The sequence below is a fragment of the Caulobacter soli genome (genome assembly GCF_011045195.1).
Classification (GTDB): Bacteria; Pseudomonadota; Alphaproteobacteria; order Caulobacterales; family Caulobacteraceae; genus Caulobacter; species Caulobacter soli.
Map to the genome: position 1 here is coordinate 4,527,718 of NZ_CP049199.1, position 23,327 is coordinate 4,551,044.

The following is a 23,327-nucleotide window of genomic DNA, read 5'->3' on the forward strand; positions in this document are numbered from 1 at the left end:
GCGTCCGCAAGGTTCATGGCCAAGGTTCTGGGGCGCGCTGGACAGGCCCTTGGCGACCGCTAAGGTGGAGCCATGCTGAAGAAGATCCTGATCGTCGTCGGTTGCGTCGTCTTGGCCCTGGGGGCCTATTCGGCCTGGTCCGCCTATAGCGCCAAGCAGCGCTTCAACGCCGTCCTCGCCGAGCACGACAAGGCGCCCAAGGTCACCGCCACGCGTAATTGAAGCTGAGGCTGATCCGCTGTTCCTCGGCCTGGTTGGGCGTCACCTCGTGGCGCAGCCAGCTCTCCCACATCAGGATCGAGCCCGGCGCGGGCTGGACATAGACGAACGGCTGCAGCGTTTCGGGCGCGTCGGCCTGGCGCGTCGGCGCGGCCATCATCATCGGCAGGCGCGGATCCTCGAACTTCAGGGCCGAGGCGCCGGGCGGGATGGTCACATAGACCGTGCCGGAGATGACGCTGTGGGGGTGGATGTGACCGGTGTGCTGGCCGCCCGGGTCGAGGATGTTGATCCAGAAGCTGTCCATCACCAGCTTGCCGCCGGCCAGGTCGAAATGCAGGGCCTTGGCGAAGGTCGCCGCGTGCTTGTCGAGCTTCTTCTTGAGGTCGGCGAACAGGCTGTCGCGCTGGGCCAGGTCGTCCAGCGAGGCATAGGAGGTGTAGCCCAGATAGCCCTTCTTCTCGGCCCAGGCCTGTCCGGCCTCGTCGTCCTCGGCCACGCCGATACAGGCGTCGTGCAGGTCGTCGATGAAGGTCTCGAAGCCCTTCTCGCCAGCCAGGCTGGCCTCATAGAGCGGCGTGACGAAGAGCGGGCGCGTGGTCATGGGGCGGGTCATACAGCCCCGCCGCGTTGACGACAAACCGGGATGGGAGGATCATCTCAACATGGCCGACGGCGAAATCACTCTAAAGATCGATCGCACCCGCGCCGAGCGGTTGCGGGCGGCCGCCGACCTGGCTGGCAAGAGCGTCGAGGACTACGCCTTGGCCGTGCTCGATAACAATCTCGACGACGATTGGGATTGGGACGCCATCGAGCGGATTTGCGACGAGACCGAACGCGACGGCACGGGTGTCTCGTGGAAGGACGCCAAGGCCTGGATGCATGGCTTGGGCAAGCCCGACGGCCCGCCTCGCCCCCGCTGATGCGGATTATCGTCGCGCCACGCGCGTTGGACGACATCGAACGGTTGGTCCAATGGCTGCTGGATGTCGACGCGGAGCAGGCCGCCGCGCGAGCCAAGCACACGATCGAGGCCGCCATCGACTCTCTAGAGGAATTTCCCGAGCGGGGCGCGTCACGCGGACGCGGAATGCGTGAGCTGTTTGCGCCGTTCGGCAACGGCGCCTATGTGCTGCGATATCGCGTGGGGCCAAATTCTGTCCTGATCGCGCGCATCCGCCACAGCCGCGAACTCGGCTAGGGGCGCCACACCGGCTCAGACTCGCCTATATCTCCCCCGTGAACGACGCGACGACCGACATCCCGCCCGCCAACGCCCTGAAGGGCGCCGCCCTGATCAAGGACGAGGTCTCGCGCCTGCCCGATGCGCCGGGCGTCTACCGGATGATCGGCGAGAACGAAGAAGTCCTCTACGTCGGCAAGGCCAAGAGCCTGAAGAAGCGGGTGGTCCAGTACGCCCAGGGCCGCTTCCACACCAACCGCATCGCCCACATGGTCGACGCCACGCGGTCGATGGAGTTCGTCACCACCCGCACCGAAGCCGACGCCCTGCTGCTGGAAATCAACCTGATCAAGCAGCTGAAGCCGCGCTTCAACGTGCTGCTGCGCGACGACAAGAGCTTCCCCGAGATCGTCATCCGCCGCGACCACGACGCCCCGCAACTGCGCAAGCATCGCGGCGCCCACACGATCAAGGGCGACTATTTCGGACCGTTCGCCAGCGCCGGGGCGGTGAACCGCACGCTCAACACCCTGCAGAAGGCGTTCCTGCTGCGCTCGTGCAGCGACAGCGTCTACGACACCCGCTCGCGGCCCTGCATGCTGCACCAGATCAAGCGCTGCGCCGCCCCCTGCACCGGCCTGATCGGCAAGGACGACTACCAGGCCCTGGTCGACCAGGCCGAGGCTTTCCTGCGCGGCAAGTCCCGCGCGGTCATGGCCAGCATCGCCCAGCAGATGGAAGCGGCGTCCGAGGAGCTGGAGTTCGAGCGCGCCGCCCGCCTGCGCGACCGCATCCGCGCCCTGGCCGCCGTGGCCCAGGAAAGCCAGATCAATCCCGAGACCGTGGAGGAGGCCGACGTCGTGGCCCTACACGTCGAGGGCGGCCAAGCCTGCGTGCAGGTGTTCTTCTTCCGGGCCGGCCAGAACTGGGGCAACCGCGCCTACTTCCCGCGCGTGACCGGCAACGCCGAGGAGACCGACGAGAACACCACCGAGGAGCAGCGGATCCTCACCGCCTTCCTGGGCCAGTTCTACGACGACAAGCCGATCCCGCGCCTGATCCTGACCAACATCGAGCCGGCCGACCGCGACCTGCTGGCCGAGGCCTTCGCCCTGAAGAGCGGCCGCAAGGTCGAGATCGCCACCCCCAAGCGCGGCGAGAAGGCCGACCTGGTCGGCCACGCCCTGACCAACGCCCGCGAGGCCCTGGGCCGGAAGATGGCGGAAGGCTCGGCCCAGACCAAGCTGCTGGCCGGGGTCTGCGAGGCGTTCGGCCTGGAGGCCCCGCCCGAGCGGATCGAGGTCTACGACAACAGCCACATCCAGGGCACCAACGCCGTCGGCGGCATGATCGTGGCCGGCCCCGAGGGCTTCATGAAGGGCCAGTACCGCAAGTTCAACATCAAGAGCACCGAGCTGACGCCCGGCGACGACTACGGGATGATGAAGGAGGTGCTGAAGCGCCGCTTCTCGCGCCTGGTCAAGGAAGAGGAAGAGGGCGACAGCGAAAACCGTCCGGACCTGGTGCTGGTCGACGGCGGCAAGGGCCAGCTGGACGCGGCGCTGGAGATCATGGCCGACCTGGGCGTCGACGACATCGCCGTGGTCGGCGTGGCCAAGGGCCCGGACCGCGACGCCGGGCTGGAGCGGTTCTTCATGCCCGACAAGACGCCGTTCATGCTCGAGCCCAAGTCGCCGGTGCTCTACTACCTGCAGCGCCTGCGCGACGAGGCCCACCGCTTCGCGATCGGCGCCCACCGCACGCGGCGCTCGATGGACCTGAAGAAGAACCCGCTCGACGAGATCGAGGGCGTCGGTCCGGGCCGGAAGAAGGCCCTGCTGCACGCCTTCGGCTCGGCCAAGGGCGTGAGCCGGGCGGGCGTCGAGGACCTGATGAAGGTGGACGGCGTCAGCCAGCCGCTGGCCGAACGGATCCACGCGTTCTTCCGGAAGGGGTAGAGCGGCCAATACTTGCTTGCCCCCTACGGACCGCTTCGCGGTCGGCTTCCCCCACAAGGGGAAGAGGGCGTCGCGCCTTCGTCCTCCGCCCCTAAGGGGGCGGACAGGCGGCGAAGCCGCCAGGTGGGGCAAGTGGGTGCGCCTCTGCGCCTACTCCCGCGCCGACAGCTCCAGCCAGTCGAACTCTTCTTCCAGCGCCCGATAGGCGTCGTCGCCGATCTCGCCGCGCTGGCGCAGGTCGGAGATCGCGGCGCGCGACACCGCCACCGCCCGCCGGCGCAAGGCGTTCTCGGTGGAGGCGCGCGCGTTGCGGCCCTGCCGGGTCTGGTTCAAGGCGTCGCCATATTCACGGCGCAGGGCCTCGGCGGCGGGCGAGCCGTCGCCGTCCAGCTCGGCCAGCACCGCCTTGGCGGCCTTGGCCCGCGCCAGTTTCAGCTCCTTGCGCACCGGATCGTCGTCGGGCATCCGCAGCAGCTTCATCAGCGGCTTCAGCGTCAGCCCCTGCAGCACCAGCGTGCCCAGCACCACCGTGAAGGCGGTCAGCAGGATGAAGCCGCGATAGGGAAACCCCTCGGGCAGGGCCAGGGCGGCCGCCAGGGTGACCATGCCGCGCATGCCGCACCACGCCACCAGAAGCCCGCCCCGCGCGGACGGGGCGGCCATGCTGGACCGGGCCACGTGCATCCCGAACCAGTGGTTCTTCAGCCGCACGCCGGTGTTGTAGGTCATCACCCAGGCGACCCGCACGGCGATCACCGTGGCCAGGATCACCAGCGCCGCGCGCAGATAGTCCAGGCGCTCGTGCGGCGACAGGGCCTCCAGGATCGGCCGGATCTGCAGGCCGATGAGGGTGAAGGCCAGGACGTTCAGCACCACCGTCACCGACTCCCAGACCGCGAAGGACGGGATGCGCAGCCGCGCCGACAGCTGGGCCCCCGGTCGCCAGGCCACGGTCACGCCGTAGACCACGATCGTCACCACCCCCGACAGCCCCAGCCGCTCGGCCACGATCCACACCCCGAAGGTCGAGACGAACTGGACGATCACCGAACTGGGCACGTCGGTGATGCGGTGGAAGAACAGGCCGCTCACCCGCGCCAGGCCGTAGCCCACCACCACGCTGCCCACCGCCACCAGGGCCAGGGTGGGCGCCGCGTGGGCCAGGCTGAAGCCGCCGCCGACCGCCCCCACCGCCAGGCGATAGATCAGCAGGGCCGAGGCGTCGTTGAGCAGGCTTTCGCCCTCCAGGATCTTCAGCACCCGGTGCGGCGGCTGGATCTGGCGCAGCACGGCCAGGGCCGCCACGGCGTCCGGCGGGGCGACGATAGCCCCCAGGGCGATGGCGGCCGGCCAGGGCATGTCCGGAAACAGCCAGCGCGCCGCGCAGGCCACGCCCAGGGTCGTCAGGCTGACGGCGACCAGCACCAGCGACGACACCGGCCGCCAGTTGTCCCTCAGGTCGCGCAGCGAGGAGTCGTAGGCCGCGTCCAGCAGCACCGGGGCGATGAACAGCGCCAGGATCAGCTCCGGCTGCAGCTCCAGCCGGGGCGCGCCGGGGATCAGGGCCACGGCCGCGCCGCCCAATGCCAGCAGGGCCGGATAGGGCGCGCCGATCCGCCGGGCCAGGCCCGACAGCACCACCGCCCCGAGCAGCAGGGCCAGGATCCATTCGAAGATCAGCATGCGGTTTGGAGCTCCGGCCTCCCGACCGGCGTAGCAGAGCCGGCGCGGCCCGGGCAACGCCTCCGGACCAAGATTGACAACGCCGTTCGGCGAACACACAACCTTCGCGCGGACTTTCGGATCACACCACTTTTGAGCGCTACGCCAGCGCATCCGGTCGGCCGCCAAAGCACAGCCGGGGAAACGCCGACATGTCTCTTTCGATACCGCAACGCGGACGCGGCGCCAGCCGCGCCCTGGCCGCTTCCCAGGGGATCCAGCCCAAGGCCGCCGACGGCCCCATCCCGGTTCCCGCCGCCCTGTCGGGCATCCACATGCCCGCCGATCACTACATGCATCGGGGCGCGCCGACCGAGTGGTGGTGGAATATCGGAACCTTGACCTGCGGCGACCGTATCTTCGGCTTCGAGATCAACGCCGCGGCCTTCCGCGACCGCAACTTCGCGTTCAGCCAGATCATGCTGAGCGACGTCGCCAACCAGAAGCACTACCAGCGCACCACCAGCTATATCCCGCCCGCCGGCGTCGATTTCGACACCTGGGCGCAGTCCGACCCCACCCGCGACTGGCACGTGGGCCTGGGCCGGATCGACAACCAGCTGTCGACCATCGACGTCGTGACCGGCGGCTCGGGCTATGACGACAAGACCACGGTGGTGGTGTCGGGCGGCGGCGGCTCTCAGGCCATCGCCTATCCCATCGTCGTGGGCGGGGTGGTCACCGCGATCCAGCTGACCAATCCGGGCCGGGGCTACACCTCGCGCCCCACCGTCACCGTCGTCGGCAAGGGCTCCGGCGCCACGGCCAAGGCCGTCCACAGCTACGTGACCATGGACGCGGCCTGGGGCGACCCGACCAAGAACATCGCCATCGTCGCCAAGCTGAACGACCGGGTCACCGGAACCGAGGCGCTGTTCGACCTGATGCTGTCGCAGGAGGGCTCGCCGTTCATCGTCTGGGGCGTGGGCGTGGGACCGATCAAGCCGCCGGCCAGCGGCCCGCCCCTGCAGACCAACAATTTCTACTATTCCCTGACCAACCTGAAGGCGGCCGGCACGATCACCCTGGACGGCGAGGTCCACGCGGTGACCGGCGTCACCTGGATGGACCACGAGTACGGCTTCTTCGGCACGGCGGCCTCGCCGACCAAATGGCTGCTGCAGGACGCCCAGCTGAGCAACGGCTGGACCCTGTCCAACTTCTGCGTCCTGCCCGGCACGGCGTCGCCGCCGGAAGGCAAGCCGTCGGCCAGCTTCGTCACCCTGCGCGACCCGAGCGGCCAGATGTACGTCCACCCCTCGACCATGACCCCGACGGTCAAGTGGATCAGTCCCCACACCGGGGTCGAGTATTTCCTCCAGTACGAGGTGAAGATCGGCGACTTCGCCGACCTCACCGTCAAGTCCCTGCTGCCCGACCAGGAGTTCGTGCTCGACACGGGCTCGGTCTACGAGGGCGTGGCCAGCGTGACGGGCACGTTCAAGGGCGCGGCGGTGTCGGGGACCGGCTGGATCGAGCAGGCGATCTAGAGGCGCACACCCCTCTCCCCATGTGGGAGGCGCTATTCCACCGCGAACTTTAGCCCCGCCTTGGCCTCCAGACGCTCCACCAGCTTGCCTCGCAGGGCCGCGCCCGGCGTCCAGATCCCGCCCGCCACGTCCGGCGAGCCGATCAGGCACAGGGCCGTCTCGGCGATCATCTTGCTGGTCGAGCCGTAGCCGGGATCCTTGTCGCCCTTGACGCTGGCGCGCACCTGGCGGCCGTCTTCGGCCAGGGCGACGAACAGCAGGTCGTAGAAACCCGCCTCGCGCTCGGCCAGGCTTGGGCCTTCGCCGGGCTTGGGACCGCCCTCGGCGCCCATGCTGGCGTTGGCGGCGGTGACGGCCTTGGCGGCGGCCTCGCCCGCCTCGCCGGGGCCGGTCAGCACCATCTCGTCATAGACGAACTCGGCCCCGTAGGGCTGGTCCATCAGCCAGTTGGAGCGGTGGACGTTGCGGGTGTTGATCGCCGCCATCACGAACGGCGCGGTCCAGGCGTCCAGGGCCTCGTCGAAGGCGACGGCCGCGCCGTGCGGCTGCTTGGGGCCGGCGAAGTCGGGCGTCAGGGCGAAGGGGTCCTTCAGATAGTCCAGCACCTGCGGGTCGCGGGCCGCCGCGGCCAGGGTGGCCTTGAGGCTGGCCGCCGTGCCGCCCGAGAACGTGCCGCGCATGGCCCGCACCCGGCCCTTCACGCGGGCGGACGGCGCGCCGAACCGGCGGGCGGCCTCCTGCTGCACGAACCAGACCCCCAGCTCGAACGGGATGGAGTCGAAGCCGCAGGAGAACAGGATCCGCGCCCCGCTGTCCCGGGCCGCCCGTTCGTGGGCGTCGATCATCTGGCGCATCCAGGCCGGCTCGCCGCAGAGGTCCAGATAGTCGGTCCCGACCTGCGCGCAGGCGGCCACCAGGTCGGAGCCGTAGAGCTGGTAGGGGCCGACGGTCGTCAAAACCGCCTTGGTCCGCTGGACCATGGCCCGCAGCGAGGCCGGGTCGTCGGCGTCGGCGACGATCAGCGGGGTGTCGGCGGGAGCCCCGATCTCGTCGCGGACGGCGGCCAGCTTGTCGGCGTTGCGGCCCGACATCGCCCACTTGGCTTCTGGATGATGCTTGGCGAAATGCTCGGCCACCAGCCGGCCGGTGAAGCCGGTCGCGCCGTGGACGATGACGTCGAATTCGGCGTTGGGGTTCATGGGTGCGCCTCCCGAGTTTTTATCGTTGGGAAGCAGAGTGGCGCGGATGAAGGGCTAAGGCAAACAAGCGTTCGTGAGGCTAGCGCTTGCCCCCTACGGGTCGCTTCGCGACCGTCTTCCCCCGGAGGGGGAAGAGCGCTCCGCCCCCTATGGGGGCGGACAGACGGCGGAGCCGTCAGGTGGGGGTAAGTGTTCGCCGCACCGAGCGAACTAGGCGGCCTTCGGCTTCAACGCCAGCAGCCCCACGAAGCTCAGCCCCGCCGCCACGGCCAGGTAGATCCCCACCGGGACCAGGCCGCCCTTGCTGGCCAGGGCCTGGGCGATCGTCGGTGCCAGGCCGCCGCCCAGGATGCCGCCGAGGTTGAAGGCGGCCGAGGCCCCGGTGTAGCGCACCCGGGCCGGGAACAGGTCGGGCAGGAAAGACCCCAGCGGGCCGTAGACGAAGCCCATGATCGACAGGCCGATGATCAGGAACAGGCCGATGGTCGGCAACGATCCGGCCACCATCATCAGCGGCAGCAGGGCGCCGACGCCCACGGTCATGGCGCAGCCGGCCATCAGCACACGGCGCGGGCTGGTCGCGTCGGCCCAATAGCCGGCTGCGACGATGCCGACGGCCATGAACAGGATGGCGATCAGCTGGGCGCTGAGCATGGCGGTGCGGCCATAGGCCAGGTCCTTGGCGCCGTAACCGAGCGCGAAGGCGGTCATCAGGTAGTAGACGGCGAAGCAGCAGATCGCCGCCAGGGTGCCGCACAGGGTGGCCTTCCAGTGGTCGCGCAGCAGTTCGCCCAGCGGCACGGCCGGCGGCGGCTCGTGGGCGATGGCGGCGGCGAAGGCCGGCGTCTCGGTCAGCTTCAGGCGAACCCACAGCCCCACCCCGACCAGCACCACGCTGCCCAGGAACGGCAGACGCCAGCCCCAGGCCAGGAACTGCTCGGGCGTCAGGGCCAGACCCAGGACCAGGAACAGGCCGTTGGCGGCGATGAAGCCGACCGGCGCGCCCAGCTGCGGGAACATGCCGAACCGCGACCGCCAGCCGGGCGGCGCGTTCTCGACGGCCAGCAACGCCGCTCCGCCCCACTCGCCGCCCAGGCCGAAGCCCTGGCCGAACCGCAGCAGGCACAGCAGGGCCGGGGCCAGCCAGCCGGCCATGGCGTAGGTGGGCAGGAAGGCGATGGCCAGGGTCGAGCCGCCCATCAGCACCAGTGACGCCACCAGGGTCGACTTACGCCCCACCCGGTCGCCGAAATGCCCGAAGGCGATCGCGCCCAGCGGCCGGGCCAGGAACGCCACGCCCAGGCTGGCGAAGGCGGCCATCTGCTGCAGGCTGGCCGACTTGGACGGGAAGAACAGCGACCCGAACACCAGCGAGGCGGCCGTGGCGTAGATGTAGAAGTCGTAGAACTCGACCGCCGTGCCGACGAGGCTGGCGGTCAGCACGCGGCGGTTGGAGTTGGTCGCGATCGGTTGTGCGGCGGTGCTGGCCATGACGCCCTCGAAGAACTTGACCATGGCTTGGCGTCCTGCCGGCCAGACGTCAACCGTTCGCGCGAAAATCGACCCTTTTCGAGGCCATCGTCAGCTATCGAAGGTGCGTTTCATTCGATTTTCGACCGATGCTCGCATGAAGCTTTCGCCAACGGCCGCACGACGCGCGCCGACTGGCGCCGAGCGGTGCCTATTCCTCAGGTTGATCGCGTCTGGTATCCATCGCGCGGGGGAAGCCAATGCACCGCACCGTCCGTTTCATCGCCTTGCTGGCGACCATGTCCTTGACGGCGCCCGGCCTGGCCGGCGCTCAGCTTTCGGGCAACCAGATCGCGCCGCAGCCGCCGATCGACATCCCCACCCTCGGGCCCACCGCGTTCGACCCCGCCGACGCCAAGGCGGCCTCGGCAAGGTCGTTCCGCCCCCGTCCAGGTCCGCCGCGTCGCCTGGCGGGCCCGCCTTCGTCGGTCTCGAGCCGGGTCAAGTCGGGTGAAACGATCGTGACCGAACCGTTCGCCTACAACCGCACCGCCGTGCTGACCAACGAGGTCACGGGCCACACCCTATTGGTCATGGGCCTGAAAATTCCGGCCGGCAGCCCGGGGTTCTACGCGGGCCAGTTCGGCACGGGACCCGGGCGCATGGTCAACACCTGGTGCTTCGTGCCCCCGCCCAGCAAGGGCCGCTTCAAGCCCACCTGCCTGATGTTGTACAGTGACGAGGCCGCCGTGGTGCCGCGCGTGGTCAACGGCTACGCCTTCTCGCGATTCGGCATCCCGTCGTCGGGGCGCATGGACTACGCCAACAGCCCGACCTTCGTGGAGCAGCCGGTCGAGATTCCCGGCGACCTGCGCCTGGACTATCGCCTGCGTCGCTGGACCAAGACCTCCGTCGAGGTGGAGATCTGGGCCAATGGCGAGATCGCCGACGTCGACGTGGCGGCCAAGGGTCCCGACGGTCGCGCGCTGCTGCAGACCCTGAGCGGCGCCTACTGGCTCAGCCAACCCGCCGACGATCCCAAGGCCGCCCTGGTGGAGACCTCGACCTAGCGCGCGCACCGCCCCCATAGCCCTTCGCCGCTTTCATGCGTTAGAACCTTCGCCATGAAAGCCCTGCCCAACATCCTGACCTCCGCGCGTCTCGTCATCGCGCTGTTCATGTTCGTGGCCCTGACCGCGGCGGCCGGCGGCGTGCCATGGCTGAGCGATCAACTGACCGTGCCGCAACAGATGTCGCTGGAGCGCTGGGCGTTCTGGGCGTTCGTGGTGGCGGCGGTGACCGACTTCTTCGACGGCTGGCTGGCCCGCAAGCTGGACGCCGTCAGCATCTGGGGCGCGATCCTCGACCCGATCGGCGACAAGATCCTGGTCTGCGGGGCCCTGCTGGGCCTGATGGCCCTGGGTCCCAATCCGATGGTGATCCTGCCGGCCGGCCTGATCCTGTTCCGCGAATTCGCCGTCAGCGCCCTGCGCGAGGTCGGGGCCGGCAAGGGGATCAAGCTGCCGGTCACCGTGCTGGCCAAGTGGAAGACCACGCTGCAGCTGGTGGCGATCGGGGCCGAGATGATCCTGGCCTCGTGGTCGGCCTTCCACCTGCCGACCGATCCCAGCGTGGTGAACCCGGCCACCGTGGCGACTCACGCCCTGCTGTGGGTGGCCGCCGTGGTGACGCTGATCACCGGGGCGCAGTACTGGGAAGCAGCGCGCAAGGCGCTGGTTTAGGGACTGAGCGGCTAACGCTTGCCCCCTACGGATCGCTTCGCGATCGTCTTCCCCCACAGGGGGAAGAGGCCTCCGCCCCCTTTGGGGGCGGACAGACGGCGTAGCCGTCAGGTGGGCAAGTGGGTGAGCCGCCCTACTCCGCCGCCAGCAACAGCGGCGGCGCGTCGTCCTCGTCGATCGCTTCGGAATCGGTCGGGCCGTGCAGCAGCCATTCCGTGTCGGGTTCGCGACCCGCGCGGGTCCGCTCCGCCCGCATCATCAGGGCCAGCCAGCCGGCCCCTGCCGTCAGAAACACCATGATCGCCTCCGAAGCGCTCCGTCGTTATTGAGAATGACTATCAATAACGACGGAGGCAAGGCGTCTTTGCGGTTTTAAGCGGCTTCGGCGGCCGCGGCCTTGCGCTTGGCGGCGGTGGCGCCGCGCTTCTTGGTCGCCGCTTCCAGGGTGGTCTGGCGGCGCTTGGAGGCTTCCAGCTCGAGAACGGGCAGAACTTCCGCCGCGGCCGTCCGCTGGGCGGGCGTGCCCACGATGTCCAGGCGACGGGCATTGGCCAGGAGGCTGACCAACTCCTGGTCGTTCAGCAGAGGAATCCGCTCGATCAGGGTCATGGTTCACTCCTCGAAAGTCAAAAGCTCCCGCAGTAGCGCGAGAGAATTTGTTTAACGTTCAAGGCGGCGCTTGGGGTCCAAAACTATTTGCTTTTAAAGCCGATTCACGAATTCACTTGCCCTTGCCAGTTTCAAGGCCCATGGTGGTTTATCGAAATTCGCTGACGTTCGGCCTGCTTTTCCATGCTCTCTTCACGAGAGCGCCGGACGCGCCCACCGACCCCCAACGAAATTTGATCGCCGTGCGGAACGATTCCGCCGACGAATATTGACTGCAAGGACTACCACTATGGCTACCGGCACCGTGAAATGGTTCAACGGCACCAAGGGCTTCGGCTTCATCCAACCTGACGACGGCGGCGCCGACGTTTTCGTGCACATCTCGGCCGTTGAACGCGCCGGTCTGCGCGGCCTGGACGAAGGTCAGAAGATCACCTACGAACTCGAGCGCGACAACCGCTCGGGCAAGATGTCGGCGGGCCAACTGCAGGCTTAATCGCCTCACGCTCACGAGATTTGGAATGGGTCGGCGCCTGGCGCCGGCCCATTTTTCTTGCGCGCTCCTCTCCAGCGCGTCACACGGTTTGGCAGGTTTCCGCAGCGAGCCTTCAGCCCCCATGCGACCCGTCCGCCTTATCGCCCTCGTCCTGGTCGCGCTGAGCCTCTCGGCCTGCGGATCGCTGTCGCGCGACACCTACAGCGCCAAGGACCTGGCTGGGCCGCCGCCCAAGGGCCTGGCCGAGCTGCGGTTCAACGCCAGCGACAGCGACGCGGCCATCCGCTTCGCCGAACCGGCCCGCAAGCGCGCCTCGGCCCAGCGCACCTTCGACGTCCTGGCCCTGTCCGGCGGCGGCTCGAACGGCGCCTATGGGGCCGGCGTGCTGGCCGGCTGGACCAAGCGCGGCGAGCGGCCCGAGTTCGACATCGTCACCGGCGTCTCGACCGGCGCCCTGACCGCCCCCTACGCCTTCCTCGGCCCCACCTGGGACGACCGCCTGACCGAGGCCTATACCGGCAAGGCGGCGGGCAAGATCCTGCGCGGCCGAGGCCTGGGCCTGCTGTTCCACACCAGCGTCTACAGCAACAGCGGCCTGCGGGCCCTGGTCGACGCCAACGTCACCGACGATCTGCTGCAGGCCATCGTCGCCGAGCACAAGCGCGGCCGCCGCCTGCTGATCGCCACCACCAACCTGGACACCGAGGAGACGGTGATCTGGGACATGGGCGCGATCGCCAGCCGGGGCGACGAGGCCTCGCGCCAGCTGTTCAAGGACGTGCTGGTCGCCTCGGCCAGCATCCCGGGCGTCTTCCCGCCCACCCTGATCGAGGTCCAAGGTCCCGGCCGGCGGCTGTCGGAGATGCATGTCGACGGCGGGGTGACCATACCGTTCTTCGTGGCCCCGGAATCGCTGTTGCTCTGGACCGCCGCCAAGGGCCAGGCGCGGCCGGGCCGGCTTTACGTGATCGTCAACGGCAAGGTCGGCGGCACCTTCGGCTTCACCAAGGGCAAGGCCGGGTCGATCGTCGGCCGCTCGTGGGACGCGATGAGCAAGGCCCTGATGCGCACCCACCTGGCGGCCAGCAGCGCGTTCGCCCGTCGCAACGGCGGCCAGCTGTTCTACGCGGCCATTCCCGACAGCGCGGATCTCGACACCTCGGGCCTGGATTTCGCCAACGACAACCGCGCGGCCCTGTTCCGCATGGGCTTCGAGCGGGCCGAGGCCGGCTGGGCCTGGAGCCTGACCGACGAGCCCGCCGACGTGCCCCCCGCCCAGCCCGCCGTGCCCGCGCCGCCGACGATCAGTGGTCCGTGAAATCCCGTGATCACGCGGGGTTAGGGTGAACGCCGACTCCAGGGTTGCGCCAACCCGACTCCGTCTCTAAACGGGCGGCTTAACCTGCAAGATGGTCGGCAGCGGGCGCGCGGATGTGCGCGACCGTGTCTCTGCGCGCGAGTTTTCTCCTATGCCCAAAAGAACAGACATCTCCTCGATCCTGATCATCGGCGCCGGCCCGATCGTCATCGGCCAGGCGTGCGAGTTCGATTATTCGGGCGTCCAGGCGTGCAAGGCCCTGCGGGCCGAGGGCTACCGGATCATCCTGGTCAACTCCAACCCGGCCACGATCATGACCGATCCGGACGTGGCCGACGCGACCTATATCGAGCCGATCACCCCGGACATGGTCGCCAAGATCATCGAGAAGGAGCGCCCCGACGCCCTGCTCCCGACCATGGGCGGCCAGACCGCTCTGAACACCGCCCTGGCCCTCGAGGCCAACGGCACCCTGGCCAAGTTCGGCGTCGAGATGATCGGCGCCAAGGCCGAGGTGATCGACAAGGCCGAGGACCGCCAGAAATTCCGCGACGCCATGGACAAGCTGGGCCTTGAGAGCCCCAAGTCCAAGGCCGCCCACACCATGGACGAGGCAAAGGAAGGCCTGGAGTTCGTCGGCCTGCCGGCGATCATCCGCCCCAGCTTCACCCTGGCCGGCACCGGCGGCGGCATCGCCTACAATGTCGAGGAATTCGAAGAGATCGTCGCGCGGGGTCTGGACCTCTCGCCCACCACCGAGGTGCTGATCGAAGAGAGCGTCCTGGGCTGGAAGGAATACGAGATGGAAGTGGTCCGCGACACGGCGGACAACTGCATCATCGTCTGCTCGATCGAGAACATCGACCCGATGGGCGTGCACACCGGCGACTCGATCACCGTCGCCCCGGCCCTGACCCTGACCGACAAGGAATACCAGTGGATGCGCGCGGCCTCGATCGCCGTGCTGCGCGAGATCGGCGTCGAGACCGGCGGCTCCAACGTCCAGTTCGCGGTCAATCCGGCCGACGGCCGCATGGTCGTGATCGAGATGAACCCGCGCGTGTCGCGTTCGTCCGCCCTGGCCTCCAAGGCCACCGGCTTCCCGATCGCCAAGGTCGCCGCCCGCCTGGCCGTCGGCTACACCCTGGACGAGCTGAAGAACGACATCACCGGCGGCGCGACCCCGGCCTCGTTCGAGCCCAGCATCGACTACGTGGTCACCAAGATCCCGCGCTTCGCCTTCGAGAAGTATCCGGGCAGCGAGCCCCTGCTGACCACCGCCATGAAGTCGGTCGGCGAGGTGATGGCCATCGGCCGCACCTTCAAGGAAAGCGTCCAGAAGGCCCTCCGTGGCCTGGAAACCGGCCTGAACGGCTTCGACGAGATCGAGATCGCCGGCGCCGATGACCCCGACACCGGCCGCGCCGCCGTCGTTCGCGCCCTGGGCACGCCCACGCCCGACCGCTTGCGCGTCATCGCCCAGGCCTTCCGCCACGGCCTGAGCGTGGAAGAGGTCAACGCCGCCTGTTCCTACGAGCCCTGGTTCCTGCGCCAGATCGCCGAGCTGATCCGCCAGGAGGGCTGGGTCCGGGCCGGCGGCCTGCCGACCGACGCCGCCGGCTTCCGCGCCCTGAAGGCCCAGGGCTTCTCCGACGCCCGCCTGGCCAAGCTGACCGGCTCGACCGAAAAGGCCGTCCGCCTGGCCCGCCAGGACCTGAAGGTCCGCCCGGTGTTCAAGCGCATCGACAGCTGCGCCGGCGAGTTCGCGGCCACCACGCCCTACATGTACTCCACCTACGAGACCGGCGCCCTGGGCCAGGTTCCCGAGTGCGAGAGCCTGCCTTCGAACCGCAAGAAGGCGGTGATCCTGGGCGGCGGTCCCAACCGGATCGGCCAGGGCATCGAGTTCGACTACTGCTGCTGCCACGCCGCCTTCGCGCTGGACCAGATCGGCGTCGAGTCGATCATGGTCAACTGCAACCCCGAGACCGTCTCGACCGACTACGACACCTCCGACCGCCTGTACTTCGAGCCCCTGACGGCCGAGGACGTGCTGGAGCTGCTGCACGTCGAGATGAGCAACGGGACCCTGGCCGGCGTCATCGTCCAGTTCGGCGGCCAGACCCCGCTGAAGCTGGCCCACGCCCTTGAGGAAGCCGGCGTGCCGATCCTGGGCACCAGCCCCGACGCCATCGACCTGGCCGAGGACCGCGAGCGCTTCCAGCAGCTGCTGAACGGCCTGGACATCGCCCAGCCCGAGAACGCCATCGCCCGCACCTGGGACGAAGCCCGAGCCGAAGGCGACAAGATCGGCTTCCCGTTCGTGATGCGCCCGTCCTACGTGCTGGGCGGCCGGGGCATGGAGATCATCCGCGATCACGAGCACCTGGAACGCTACATCACCAACACCGGCGAGATCTCGTTCGAGCACCCGATCCTGCTGGACCACTATCTGAGCCGCGCCACCGAGGTGGACGTCGACGCCCTGTGCGACGGCAAGGACGTGTTCGTGGCCGGCGTGCTGGAGCACATCGAGGAAGCCGGCGTCCACTCGGGCGACAGCGCCTGCTCGATGCCGCCCTTCTCGCTGCGCGCCGAAACCGTCGAGGAACTGAAGCGCCAGACCGTGAAGATGGCCCTGGCCCTGAACGTGCGCGGCCTGATGAACGTGCAGTTCGCCATCGAGGAACCGCACAGCGAAAACCCGCGCATCTACGTGCTGGAAGTGAACCCGCGCGCCTCGCGCACCGTGCCGTTCGTGGCCAAGACGATCGGCCAGCCGGTCGCGGCGATCGCCGCCAAGGTGATGGCCGGCGAGACGCTGGCCAGTTTCGGCCTGACCGACAAGCCGTACGACCACATCGCGGTCAAGGAAGCGGTGTTCCCGTTCGCCCGCTTCGCCGGGGTCGACACCATCCTGGGCCCGGAAATGCGCTCGACCGGCGAGGTCATGGGCCTGGACTGGATCCGCGAGGGCGAGGACAGCCTGGCCCCGGCCTTCGCCCGCGCCTTCGCCAAGAGCCAGCTGGGCGGCGGCGTCAGCCTGCCGACCGCCGGCACGGCCTTCGTCTCGGTCAAGGAAAGCGACAAGCCCTGGATCGTCGAGCCGGTGAAGCTGCTGCTGGCCGCCGGGTTCAAGGTCCTGTCGACCGTCGGCACGCGCGGCTACCTGGCCGAGCAGGGCGTCGAGGTCGAGCTGGTCAAGAAGGTGCTGGAAGGCCGCCCGCACATCGTCGACGTGATGAAGAACGGCGGCGTGCAGCTGGTGTTCAACACCACCGAGGGCAAGCAGGCCCTGGAGGACAGCTTCGAGATCCGCCGCACGGCGCTGATGATGAAGGTGCCCTACTACACCACCTCGGCCGGCGCCCTGGCGGCGGCCCAGGCCATCTCCTGCGCCCCCGCCGAGGCCCTGGAAGTGCGGCCGCTGCAAAGCTACCAGTAACGCCCTTCCTTCTCCCTTGCGGGAGAAGGTGGCGCGCGGCGCCGGATGAGGGGTCTGGAGACATCACCGCCGCGATCCGCCGAAGGGCCGGTCGCGGCGGTTTTCGTTTGTGAGACCCCGTTGCGGCGCTCGGCTCGCCATGGTCAAGTTTCCGAGTAAGCGTACCCTGAGGATCCGATGACCACATCGCGGCGGACTATCGGACTCTTCGCCCCGGCCGTCGTCGCGCTGGGGCTCCTGCTGTGCGCCTGCTCGCCTTCGCCGTCGCACAGGACGCCGCCGCCGCTGTCGGCCGCGCAACTGGCCCAGGCCCAGGCCGGGACCTTGCAGGGCCGCCCCGAGGACGCCGACCGGCTGTCGGACGACTATCTGGCCCACCGCCAACACGACCCCGACCGCCGCCGCTGGATGTCGCGGGCGGCCGCCACGGGATCCAGCCAGGCCATCCAGAACTATGTCGACCTGCTGTCGCGGATCCACGCGCCGGCCGACTGCGTGGAGGCCCGCGCGCTGATCACCAGGACCAAGACCCGCTACAAGCTCGAGATCGCGGCCGCCACGACCCGCGCCGTGCGCGAAGCCCGGATGGAAGCCCTGGAAACCCTCCGCGCCCGCGAACGGCGGATGGCGGAAGACGGCTGCCGGACCCTCACGCGACCGGACCGTAAAGTTATCCACAGGGGCGTGATCGACACCCGTCCCCTGGCGGAGGTCGCGCGGAGCGACTGAGGAGGCCGCGGGTCGGCGGCCTCTTGGGCCTTGTCCGGATGACAACCCTGGGGTGGGAGCGCTGTCTATCCCCGCTCGCCGCGCAACGGTCTCTCGTAAATTCAATGCGTTACACGAAAACGCACGTTTCCTATCCTCACACTCCGGGGCGGCCGCACACTAGGGGCATGACCCAAGCCCAAGACATCCCCACCCGGTGCCAGACCTTCCAGCTTCAACTGATGGCCGCCCTCGAAGCGGCCTGGAAGACCATCGAGGCCACCAACGATCCCGCCGCCATCCGCCAGGCCCGCGACCAGGCAAAAGCCATCGGCGAACTGGCGGCCATGGCTCGCAAGGTCGCCCTGATCCTCCCCACGCCGCGCGGCAAGCCCCAACTGGCCGAAACAGCCGCCGCCGGCCTACACGCCGCCCAGGGCGTGGCCAATGTCAGCGCGATGCTGATGACGCCACCGCCGGCGGACGCCCCCGTCGCGGCCCCAGTGGCCGCACAGGCCGAGCCTTCGCGGCGGGCGCTGGACAAGCTGAAGGGCGGGCGGCGCGGGCGGTTGTAGGCGCTCGAAGCCGCGCCCAGGCCAAAACAGCCACCGGCGATCCACGCCGATGGCCGTCGCTTGGCTCCGGGAAAGGCTAGGCCTCGCCCAGACAGCTGAGTCCCACGTTGCCGAGGTTCAACGCGATCAGCGTGGTGTTGAGCAAGATCACCAGGATCTCCTCGCGACGCAGCTTCTCGGGCGAGACGCGGTGGAACAGCACGATCAGGATATGAAGCGCGGCGATCGAGGCGATCAGCGTGCTCTCGATGATCGTACGCCGCTGGTGAGCGGCCTCGGCCGCCCACACCACGGCCGACAAAGCGGCCGTCAAACCTTCCGCCCCAAGGCAGAAGAAGAAACCCACGAACAGGTGGGCCAGCAGCACGCCAGCCAGGATGGCCGCATGCTTGGTCAGGGAGAGGCTCATGGCGCAACACTCCGACGGACGGTGCTCTCGTCGCACCAGACGGTGAAGCTTGCGCAGTTTGTCAGGAACGTTGCGAGCTCACGAAAATATTAGGCCATCTGTTCGTGACAGATTGAAGTACCTAACGCCTAATTTTTCGGACGAAAATGTCGCCTTTACCTTCAAACCGGATTGATCATTTCCCACATTTAAGGCGTATATGACGCAGTCGGAGTCTCAACAATCACCTGTATTCGAAAGATACAGCATCTTATAATTTAAAGAAAAGTACGATACTTGGCTGCAGCAACGCTCAGCTATTGCAATCGACCTCCGAGGCGCATATGGTTTGAGGGTCAGGAACGTTGCGACAGCAGCTTCCGAAAAGGGGGTGGGATCCGTCTCACCCCCTTTTCACCTTCCCCCCGTCATTGCACCCTTCAAGATGGATCAGCACCTTCATGCATGGTGCTGCACATGACTACACTTAGGTGCATCTCACTCGACGGTGTCTGATGGCGCTGTGAATTCCACAACCGCGCTCTTGAAAACCCGCTCTCGCACGACCTGACATGCTGATGCGGCAAGGCCCCCTCGCCCGCTAGGGATAGGTGCGCCGAGAACAAGCAATGACGCGCCTGGATTGTCCTGCCGCAAGCCACTCGCTTGTCGTCGAATTAAGGCTGTGCAACAACCTTAGGCCAAGGGGAGCAACGCTGCGCACGATACTCGCCTTCGCACCTTGGGGGTTTCGATGCCGGACGTAACCATTCCGAACAACCACTGGCTGAAGCTGCGCCGGTTCGGGAACTGCTACATCCCCCACCTCGTCGACGCCCTCAGCCTGAACAACATCAGCAGCACCGACGTGCGCAATCAGGCGGAAAAGGCCGGGGTCGAAAAGATCGCCCCGGCCTTGATGAGCAAGGTCATCGCGTTCGAAGGCATCACCCACAGCCGCGCGGCCGACATCCTGGCCTGCTACGCCGCGCTAAGGGAGACCAAGACGACCCTGCCCGAACTGAAGGTCGAAAACATCGTCTGCGCCGTCTTCGGCCTTCCGAAACTGGCCGTCGAGCTTCAGGAGCGCGGCATGACCGCCGCCCAGTTGGCGAGCGCCGCGGGCGTCAGCCACGAGGCCATCGCCCATGCCGTGAACAAGGGTCGCGTGACGGGCGCGATCGCGCTGGCCGTGCATGGCGCGCTGGGCGGCAAGACGGACCTGGCTGACTCCGTCTCCACCAAACCGATCGAGAGCCACGGCAAGCTCAGCGTCGAGGGTTCGCCGTTCAGCAATTCCGACCTCCACCTGCCGCTTCCCGCGCACGCGCCCTCGACCTGGCCATAGGGCCAACGCCGAGGCGCCCCCAAGGCGGCTCCGGGGCGATTGAGCCCCACCCCGCGCCACGCTAAATCCTCCGCCATGACCTACACCGACGCCGAAGTCGCCACCCTGGCCGCGCGCCTGCTCGACCGCTCCCTGCCCAAGGACCAGTGGACCCACGCCGCGCACCTGACCGCCACCCTGCGTCTCGTCCGCACCCGGAACGAGAACCTGGAACGCGACATGCCCGGCATCATCCGCACCTACAACGTCGCGGTCGGCGGGGTGAACGACGATACGAGCGGCTATCACGAGACCATCACCCAGGCCTATCTGGCCGCCATCCGCGCCTTTGTCGCGACCCTGCCGGCCGGGATTTCCGACGGCGAGGCGTGCGCGCGCCTGCTGGCCACGCCGATGGGCGACAAGGCCTGGCCGCTGGGCTTCTGGTCGCGCGAGCGGCTGTTCAGCGTGCAGGCGCGGCGGGGCTGGGTCGAGCCGGACCTGAAGCCGCTGGACGCGCCGGTGAAGGCGCCCGCGTGATCACCTTCCTCGGCGTCTATCTCGGCGTCCTGAACCTGCTGACCTTCACGATCTTCGGCTTCGACAAGGCCGCCGCCGCCGATCGGCGCTCGCGCGTGCCCGAGCGGGTGCTGCTGAGCCTGGCGGCCCTGGGCGGCAGTCCCGGCGCCCTGCTGGCCCGGCCGGTGTTCCGCCACAAGACCCGCAAGCAGCCGTTCAGCGCCTGGCTGGTGCTGATCGTCTTCGTGCAGGTCGCCGCGCTGGTGGCGGGCCTGGCGCTGTGGTGGGCGCGTCACGGCGACCGATAGCGACAAGACCGTCGAACCCATCGCCGTCCAGGGTGTTCAAGGTTTCCCGCTCAGAGCACCCAAAGGATCGGCGATGACGCACACAGCCGCCCACTTCATCGCCCAGACCCTGGAAGCCGCGGGGGTCAAGCGCATCTACGGCGTGGCCGGCGACTCGCTCAACGGCTTCACCGACGCGTTGCGGGCGCGCGGCAAGATCGACTGGGTGCACGTGCGCCACGAGGAGGCCGGGGCCTTCGCCGCCGGAGCCGAGGCCCAGCTGACCGGCCAGCTCGCCGTCTGCGCCGGCAGCTGCGGGCCGGGTAACCTGCACCTGATCAACGGCCTGTTCGACGCCCAGCGCAGCGGCGCGCCCGTGCTGGCCATCGCCGCCCACATCCCCAGCACCGAGATCGGCATCGACTATTTCCAGGCCACCCATCCGGAGAGCCTGTTCAAGGACTGCAGCCACTATGTCGAGCTGGTCTCCCAGCCCGAGAACCTGCCTCAGGTGCTGGAGCGGGCCATGCGCGTGGCGATCGCCCGCAAGGGCGTGGCCGTGGTGGTGATCTCCGGCGACGTGGCGCTGCGGCCGCTGGACGTGGCCCCGCCGACCTGGATCGCGCCGTCGCCGCCCAAGATCGCGCCGCCCGAAGCCGACATCGCCGCCCTGGCCGACATCCTCAACGACGCCCAGCGCATCACCCTGCTGTGCGGCATAGGCTGCGCGGGGGCCCGCGAGCAGGTGCTGGCCCTGGCCCAGGCGCTGAAGGCCCCGATCGTCCACGCCCTGCGCGGCAAGGAGTCGATCGAGCACGACAACCCCTACGACGTGGGCATGACCGGCTTCATCGGCTTCTCGTCGGGCTACGCGGCCATGAAGAGCTGCGACACCCTGGTGATCCTGGGCTCGGGCTTCCCCTACCGCCAGTTCTATCCGGACAAGGCCCGGGTGGTGCAGGTCGACGTCAGCCCCGAGGCTCTGGGCAACCGCAGCCGTCTCGACCTGGGCCTGCTGGGCGACGTGGGCCATACGCTGGACGCCCTGCTGCCTCGCCTGACCGCCAAGACCGACCGCCGCTTCCTGGACAAGGCCCTGGAGCACTACGCCAAGGCCCGCGAGGGCCTGGACGCCCTGGCCGCGATCCCCGACGGAGCGACCCAGATCCATCCGCAGCAGGTGTCGCGCGTGGTCAGCGACCTGGCGGCCCAGGACGCGATCTTCACCTGCGACGTCGGCACGCCCACCGTCTGGGCCGCGCGCTACCTGAAACTGAACGGCAAGCGCCGGCTGCTGGGCTCGTTCAACCACGGCTCGATGGCCAATGCGATGCTGCAGGCGATCGGCGCCCAGGCGGCCTTTCCGGGCCGGCAGGTGGTGTCGATGTCGGGCGACGGCGGCTTCTCGATGATGATGGGCGACTTCATCAGTCTGTCCCAGCTGGGCCTGCCGGTGAAGGTGATCGTGCTCAACAACGGCACGCTGGGCTTCGTGGAGATGGAGATGAAGGCCGGCGGCTTCCTCGACACCGCCGTCGACCTGGCCAATCCCAACTTCGCCGCCATGGCCCAGGCCATGGGCGTGGAGGGCTTCCGCGTGGAGAACCCGCACGACCTGGAACCGGCGATCGCCGCGGCCTTCGCCCATCCCGGGCCGGCCCTGGTCGACGTGGTCAGCGCCCGCCAGGAACTGGTCATGCCGCCGAAGATCAAGATGACCGAAGCCCACAACTTCGGCGTCTTCGCCCTGAAGGCGGTGCTGGACGGCCGGGCCGGCGAGCTGATCGACCTGGCCAAGGTCAATCTGCTGCGGTGAGGGCGCGGCGCCGCTTGACTGACGCGGCCGTCACCCTGCCACCGTTCAGTTCAAGCCTCGGGGAGCCCGCGCCATGATCGTCGTCCACCACCTGAACAATTCGCGATCGCAGCGCGTGCTGTGGCTGCTGGAGGAGCTGGGCGTTCCCTACGAGGTCAAGCGTTACGAGCGCAATCCGCAGACCATGCTGGCCCCGCCGGAGCTCTTGGCCATCCATCCGCTGGGCAAGTCGCCGGTCATCACCGACGGCGACAAGACGATCGCCGAGACCGGCGCGATCGTCGAGTACGTCATCGAGACCTATGGCCAGGGCCGGCTGATCCCGGCGGCGGGCACGGCCGAACGCCTGCGCTACACCTACTGGCTGCACTACGCCGAGGGCTCGGCCATGACGCCGCTGCTGCTGAAGCTGATCTTCACCGCCATGCCCGCCCGCGCCCCGGCCCTGATGCGCGGCCTGGTCAAGGCCGTGGCCGGCCGGGCCCAGAGCGGCTTCGTCGATCCACAGCTGAAGGCCCATGTCGACTACTGGGAGGCCGAGCTCAGCAAGGCCGCCTGGTTCGCCGGCCCTGACTTCACCGCCGCCGACATCATGATGAGCTTCCCCCTGGAAGCCGGCGCCCAACGGGCCGGAGCGGCCGCCAAGCCGCACATCAAGGCGTTCCTGGACCGCATCCACGCCCGCCCGGCCTACAAGCGCGCCCTGGAACGCGGCGGGCCGTACGACTTCGCGTAGGCTTCGCTCACGATCGGGGACAGGCCCATGGGCCTGTCCCCAACCCTGCCCACCGCCCCCTGCGACACGGCGTCGCCGTTAAGCTTGGTTAAGGCTTCCCTCACCTCCGGACCGCAT

At 68.4% G+C, this 23,327-nt stretch carries 24 protein-coding genes; 17 read left to right on the forward strand and 7 right to left on the reverse strand.

What is annotated here, in order from left to right; translation table 11 throughout:
- Positions 1 to 72 precede the first annotated feature (72 nt).
- Positions 73 to 222, forward strand: coding sequence for a YdgA family protein (locus G3M62_RS21025; RefSeq protein ID WP_165190503.1), 150 nt, complete (start codon positions 73 to 75; stop codon positions 220 to 222).
- Here the strand turns inward: G3M62_RS21025 and G3M62_RS21030 are convergent.
- Complete coding sequence (locus G3M62_RS21030) at positions 203 to 823, reverse strand: TIGR02466 family protein (RefSeq protein ID WP_165190504.1); 621 nt, start codon at positions 821 to 823, stop codon at positions 203 to 205. The two genes, G3M62_RS21025 and G3M62_RS21030, sit on opposite strands and share 20 nt — an antisense overlap.
- A 61-nt stretch (positions 824 to 884) precedes the next feature.
- Between G3M62_RS21030 and G3M62_RS21035 the strand changes: the two genes are divergently transcribed.
- From G3M62_RS21035 to uvrC, 3 genes are read left to right on the forward strand one after another with little or no spacing between them, the layout of a single operon-like run.
- On the forward strand, positions 885 to 1,145 hold the full coding sequence (locus G3M62_RS21035; protein WP_165190505.1) for a hypothetical protein: 261 nt from the start codon (positions 885 to 887) through the stop codon (positions 1,143 to 1,145).
- Entirely contained in the window at positions 1,145 to 1,423 is a 279-nt protein-coding gene (locus tag G3M62_RS21040) for a type II toxin-antitoxin system RelE/ParE family toxin (RefSeq protein WP_165190506.1), read from the forward strand. Before G3M62_RS21035 ends, G3M62_RS21040 begins: the two co-directional genes overlap by 1 nt.
- Positions 1,424 to 1,452: 29 nt before the next feature.
- Entirely contained in the window at positions 1,453 to 3,363 is a 1,911-nt protein-coding gene (gene uvrC, locus G3M62_RS21045; RefSeq protein WP_165191394.1) for an excinuclease ABC subunit UvrC, read from the forward strand.
- A 150-nt stretch (positions 3,364 to 3,513) separates the two neighbouring features.
- Here the strand turns inward: uvrC and G3M62_RS21050 are convergent, their stop codons facing one another.
- On the reverse strand, positions 3,514 to 5,046 hold the full coding sequence (locus tag G3M62_RS21050; protein ID WP_165190507.1) for a cation:proton antiporter: 1,533 nt from the start codon (positions 5,044 to 5,046) through the stop codon (positions 3,514 to 3,516).
- Positions 5,047 to 5,237: 191 nt separating this feature from the next.
- Between G3M62_RS21050 and G3M62_RS21055 the strand changes: the two genes are divergently transcribed.
- Positions 5,238 to 6,575, forward strand: a complete 1,338-nt coding sequence (locus tag G3M62_RS21055; RefSeq protein WP_165190508.1) for a lipocalin-like domain-containing protein — start codon at positions 5,238 to 5,240, stop codon at positions 6,573 to 6,575.
- A 32-nt stretch (positions 6,576 to 6,607) separates the two neighbouring features.
- Here G3M62_RS21055 and G3M62_RS21060 read toward each other — a convergent pair whose 3' ends face one another.
- A complete protein-coding gene (locus tag G3M62_RS21060; protein ID WP_165190509.1) occupies positions 6,608 to 7,774 on the reverse strand; it encodes a saccharopine dehydrogenase family protein in 1,167 nt (388 codons plus the stop codon).
- Between the two features lie 210 nt (positions 7,775 to 7,984).
- Positions 7,985 to 9,289, reverse strand: a complete 1,305-nt coding sequence (locus G3M62_RS21065) for an MFS transporter (protein ID WP_246263367.1) — start codon at positions 9,287 to 9,289, stop codon at positions 7,985 to 7,987.
- Between the two features lie 215 nt (positions 9,290 to 9,504).
- Between G3M62_RS21065 and G3M62_RS21070 the strand changes: the two genes are divergently transcribed.
- Positions 9,505 to 10,314: a hypothetical protein gene (locus tag G3M62_RS21070; protein ID WP_165190510.1), complete on the forward strand. Its 810-nt coding sequence runs from the start codon at positions 9,505 to 9,507 to the stop codon at positions 10,312 to 10,314.
- A gap of 54 nt (positions 10,315 to 10,368) precedes the next feature.
- Positions 10,369 to 10,986, forward strand: a complete 618-nt coding sequence (pgsA, locus tag G3M62_RS21075; RefSeq protein ID WP_165190511.1) for a CDP-diacylglycerol--glycerol-3-phosphate 3-phosphatidyltransferase — start codon at positions 10,369 to 10,371, stop codon at positions 10,984 to 10,986.
- A 133-nt stretch (positions 10,987 to 11,119) separates the two neighbouring features.
- On the opposite strand, the gene G3M62_RS21080 is transcribed toward pgsA, so the two are convergent.
- Together G3M62_RS21080 and G3M62_RS21085 are read right to left on the reverse strand one after the other, a co-directional pair.
- Positions 11,120 to 11,284: a hypothetical protein gene (locus G3M62_RS21080; protein ID WP_165190512.1), complete on the reverse strand. Its 165-nt coding sequence runs from the start codon at positions 11,282 to 11,284 to the stop codon at positions 11,120 to 11,122.
- A gap of 74 nt (positions 11,285 to 11,358) precedes the next feature.
- Positions 11,359 to 11,595, reverse strand: coding sequence for a hypothetical protein (locus G3M62_RS21085; protein ID WP_165190513.1), 237 nt, complete (start codon positions 11,593 to 11,595; stop codon positions 11,359 to 11,361).
- A 289-nt stretch (positions 11,596 to 11,884) separates the two neighbouring features.
- Here G3M62_RS21085 and G3M62_RS21090 point away from each other — a divergent pair, with 289 nt between their 5' ends.
- From G3M62_RS21090 to G3M62_RS21110, 5 genes are all read left to right on the forward strand, one after another.
- Positions 11,885 to 12,091: a cold-shock protein gene (locus G3M62_RS21090; protein ID WP_007666377.1), complete on the forward strand. Its 207-nt coding sequence runs from the start codon at positions 11,885 to 11,887 to the stop codon at positions 12,089 to 12,091.
- Positions 12,092 to 12,212: 121 nt separating this feature from the next.
- Positions 12,213 to 13,409 (forward strand): patatin-like phospholipase family protein, encoded by a 1,197-nt coding sequence (locus G3M62_RS21095; protein WP_165190514.1) that lies wholly within the window; start codon positions 12,213 to 12,215, stop codon positions 13,407 to 13,409.
- Positions 13,410 to 13,560: 151 nt separating this feature from the next.
- The gene (carB, locus tag G3M62_RS21100; RefSeq protein WP_165190515.1) at positions 13,561 to 16,854 is read left to right on the forward strand and encodes a carbamoyl-phosphate synthase large subunit; all 3,294 of its coding nucleotides are present in this window, start codon (positions 13,561 to 13,563) and stop codon (positions 16,852 to 16,854) included.
- A gap of 177 nt (positions 16,855 to 17,031) precedes the next feature.
- The gene (locus G3M62_RS21105; protein WP_165190516.1) at positions 17,032 to 17,583 is read left to right on the forward strand and encodes a hypothetical protein; all 552 of its coding nucleotides are present in this window, start codon (positions 17,032 to 17,034) and stop codon (positions 17,581 to 17,583) included.
- A gap of 167 nt (positions 17,584 to 17,750) precedes the next feature.
- Positions 17,751 to 18,137, forward strand: coding sequence for a hypothetical protein (locus tag G3M62_RS21110; protein WP_165190517.1), 387 nt, complete (start codon positions 17,751 to 17,753; stop codon positions 18,135 to 18,137).
- Positions 18,138 to 18,213: 76 nt separating this feature from the next.
- Here the strand turns inward: G3M62_RS21110 and G3M62_RS21115 are convergent, their stop codons facing one another.
- A complete protein-coding gene (locus G3M62_RS21115; protein WP_165190518.1) occupies positions 18,214 to 18,546 on the reverse strand; it encodes a hypothetical protein in 333 nt (110 codons plus the stop codon).
- Between the two features lie 733 nt (positions 18,547 to 19,279).
- On the opposite strand from G3M62_RS21115, the gene G3M62_RS21120 reads away from it, so the two are divergent.
- From G3M62_RS21120 to G3M62_RS21140, 5 genes are all read left to right on the forward strand, one after another.
- A complete protein-coding gene (locus G3M62_RS21120) occupies positions 19,280 to 19,873 on the forward strand; it encodes a hypothetical protein (RefSeq protein WP_165190519.1) in 594 nt (197 codons plus the stop codon).
- A 75-nt stretch (positions 19,874 to 19,948) separates the two neighbouring features.
- On the forward strand, positions 19,949 to 20,392 hold the full coding sequence (locus G3M62_RS21125; protein ID WP_165190520.1) for a hypothetical protein: 444 nt from the start codon (positions 19,949 to 19,951) through the stop codon (positions 20,390 to 20,392).
- Entirely contained in the window at positions 20,389 to 20,679 is a 291-nt protein-coding gene (locus tag G3M62_RS21130; RefSeq protein ID WP_246263368.1) for a DUF1294 domain-containing protein, read from the forward strand. Before G3M62_RS21125 ends, G3M62_RS21130 begins: the two co-directional genes overlap by 4 nt.
- A 73-nt stretch (positions 20,680 to 20,752) precedes the next feature.
- Positions 20,753 to 22,474 (forward strand): ubiquinone-dependent pyruvate dehydrogenase, encoded by a 1,722-nt coding sequence (poxB, locus tag G3M62_RS21135; protein ID WP_165190521.1) that lies wholly within the window; start codon positions 20,753 to 20,755, stop codon positions 22,472 to 22,474.
- 73 nt (positions 22,475 to 22,547) lie between these two features.
- The gene (locus G3M62_RS21140) at positions 22,548 to 23,210 is read left to right on the forward strand and encodes a glutathione S-transferase family protein (RefSeq protein ID WP_165190522.1); all 663 of its coding nucleotides are present in this window, start codon (positions 22,548 to 22,550) and stop codon (positions 23,208 to 23,210) included.
- Positions 23,211 to 23,327 lie beyond the last annotated feature (117 nt).

Coding starts and splice junctions, on each gene's coding strand:
- G3M62_RS21080 (WP_165190512.1), bottom strand. CDS start 11,284: ATGGTGTTTCTGACGGCAGGGGCCGGCTGGCTGGCCCTGATGATGCGG.
- G3M62_RS21070 (WP_165190510.1), top strand. CDS start 9,505: ATGCACCGCACCGTCCGTTTCATCGCCTTGCTGGCGACCATGTCCTTG.
- G3M62_RS21025 (WP_165190503.1), top strand. CDS start 73: ATGCTGAAGAAGATCCTGATCGTCGTCGGTTGCGTCGTCTTGGCCCTG.
- G3M62_RS21085 (WP_165190513.1), bottom strand. CDS start 11,595: ATGACCCTGATCGAGCGGATTCCTCTGCTGAACGACCAGGAGTTGGTC.
- pgsA (WP_165190511.1), top strand. CDS start 10,369: ATGAAAGCCCTGCCCAACATCCTGACCTCCGCGCGTCTCGTCATCGCG.
- G3M62_RS21115 (WP_165190518.1), bottom strand. CDS start 18,546: ATGAGCCTCTCCCTGACCAAGCATGCGGCCATCCTGGCTGGCGTGCTG.
- G3M62_RS21035 (WP_165190505.1), top strand. CDS start 885: ATGGCCGACGGCGAAATCACTCTAAAGATCGATCGCACCCGCGCCGAG.
- G3M62_RS21090 (WP_007666377.1), top strand. CDS start 11,885: ATGGCTACCGGCACCGTGAAATGGTTCAACGGCACCAAGGGCTTCGGC.
- G3M62_RS21040 (WP_165190506.1), top strand. CDS start 1,145: ATGCGGATTATCGTCGCGCCACGCGCGTTGGACGACATCGAACGGTTG.
- carB (WP_165190515.1), top strand. CDS start 13,561: ATGCCCAAAAGAACAGACATCTCCTCGATCCTGATCATCGGCGCCGGC.
- G3M62_RS21105 (WP_165190516.1), top strand. CDS start 17,032: ATGACCACATCGCGGCGGACTATCGGACTCTTCGCCCCGGCCGTCGTC.
- G3M62_RS21125 (WP_165190520.1), top strand. CDS start 19,949: ATGACCTACACCGACGCCGAAGTCGCCACCCTGGCCGCGCGCCTGCTC.
- G3M62_RS21055 (WP_165190508.1), top strand. CDS start 5,238: ATGTCTCTTTCGATACCGCAACGCGGACGCGGCGCCAGCCGCGCCCTG.
- G3M62_RS21120 (WP_165190519.1), top strand. CDS start 19,280: ATGCCGGACGTAACCATTCCGAACAACCACTGGCTGAAGCTGCGCCGG.
- G3M62_RS21050 (WP_165190507.1), bottom strand. CDS start 5,046: ATGCTGATCTTCGAATGGATCCTGGCCCTGCTGCTCGGGGCGGTGGTG.
- G3M62_RS21140 (WP_165190522.1), top strand. CDS start 22,548: ATGATCGTCGTCCACCACCTGAACAATTCGCGATCGCAGCGCGTGCTG.
- G3M62_RS21065 (WP_246263367.1), bottom strand. CDS start 9,289: ATGGTCAAGTTCTTCGAGGGCGTCATGGCCAGCACCGCCGCACAACCG.
- G3M62_RS21060 (WP_165190509.1), bottom strand. CDS start 7,774: ATGAACCCCAACGCCGAATTCGACGTCATCGTCCACGGCGCGACCGGC.
- G3M62_RS21030 (WP_165190504.1), bottom strand. CDS start 823: ATGACCACGCGCCCGCTCTTCGTCACGCCGCTCTATGAGGCCAGCCTG.
- G3M62_RS21095 (WP_165190514.1), top strand. CDS start 12,213: ATGCGACCCGTCCGCCTTATCGCCCTCGTCCTGGTCGCGCTGAGCCTC.
- G3M62_RS21110 (WP_165190517.1), top strand. CDS start 17,751: ATGACCCAAGCCCAAGACATCCCCACCCGGTGCCAGACCTTCCAGCTT.
- poxB (WP_165190521.1), top strand. CDS start 20,753: ATGACGCACACAGCCGCCCACTTCATCGCCCAGACCCTGGAAGCCGCG.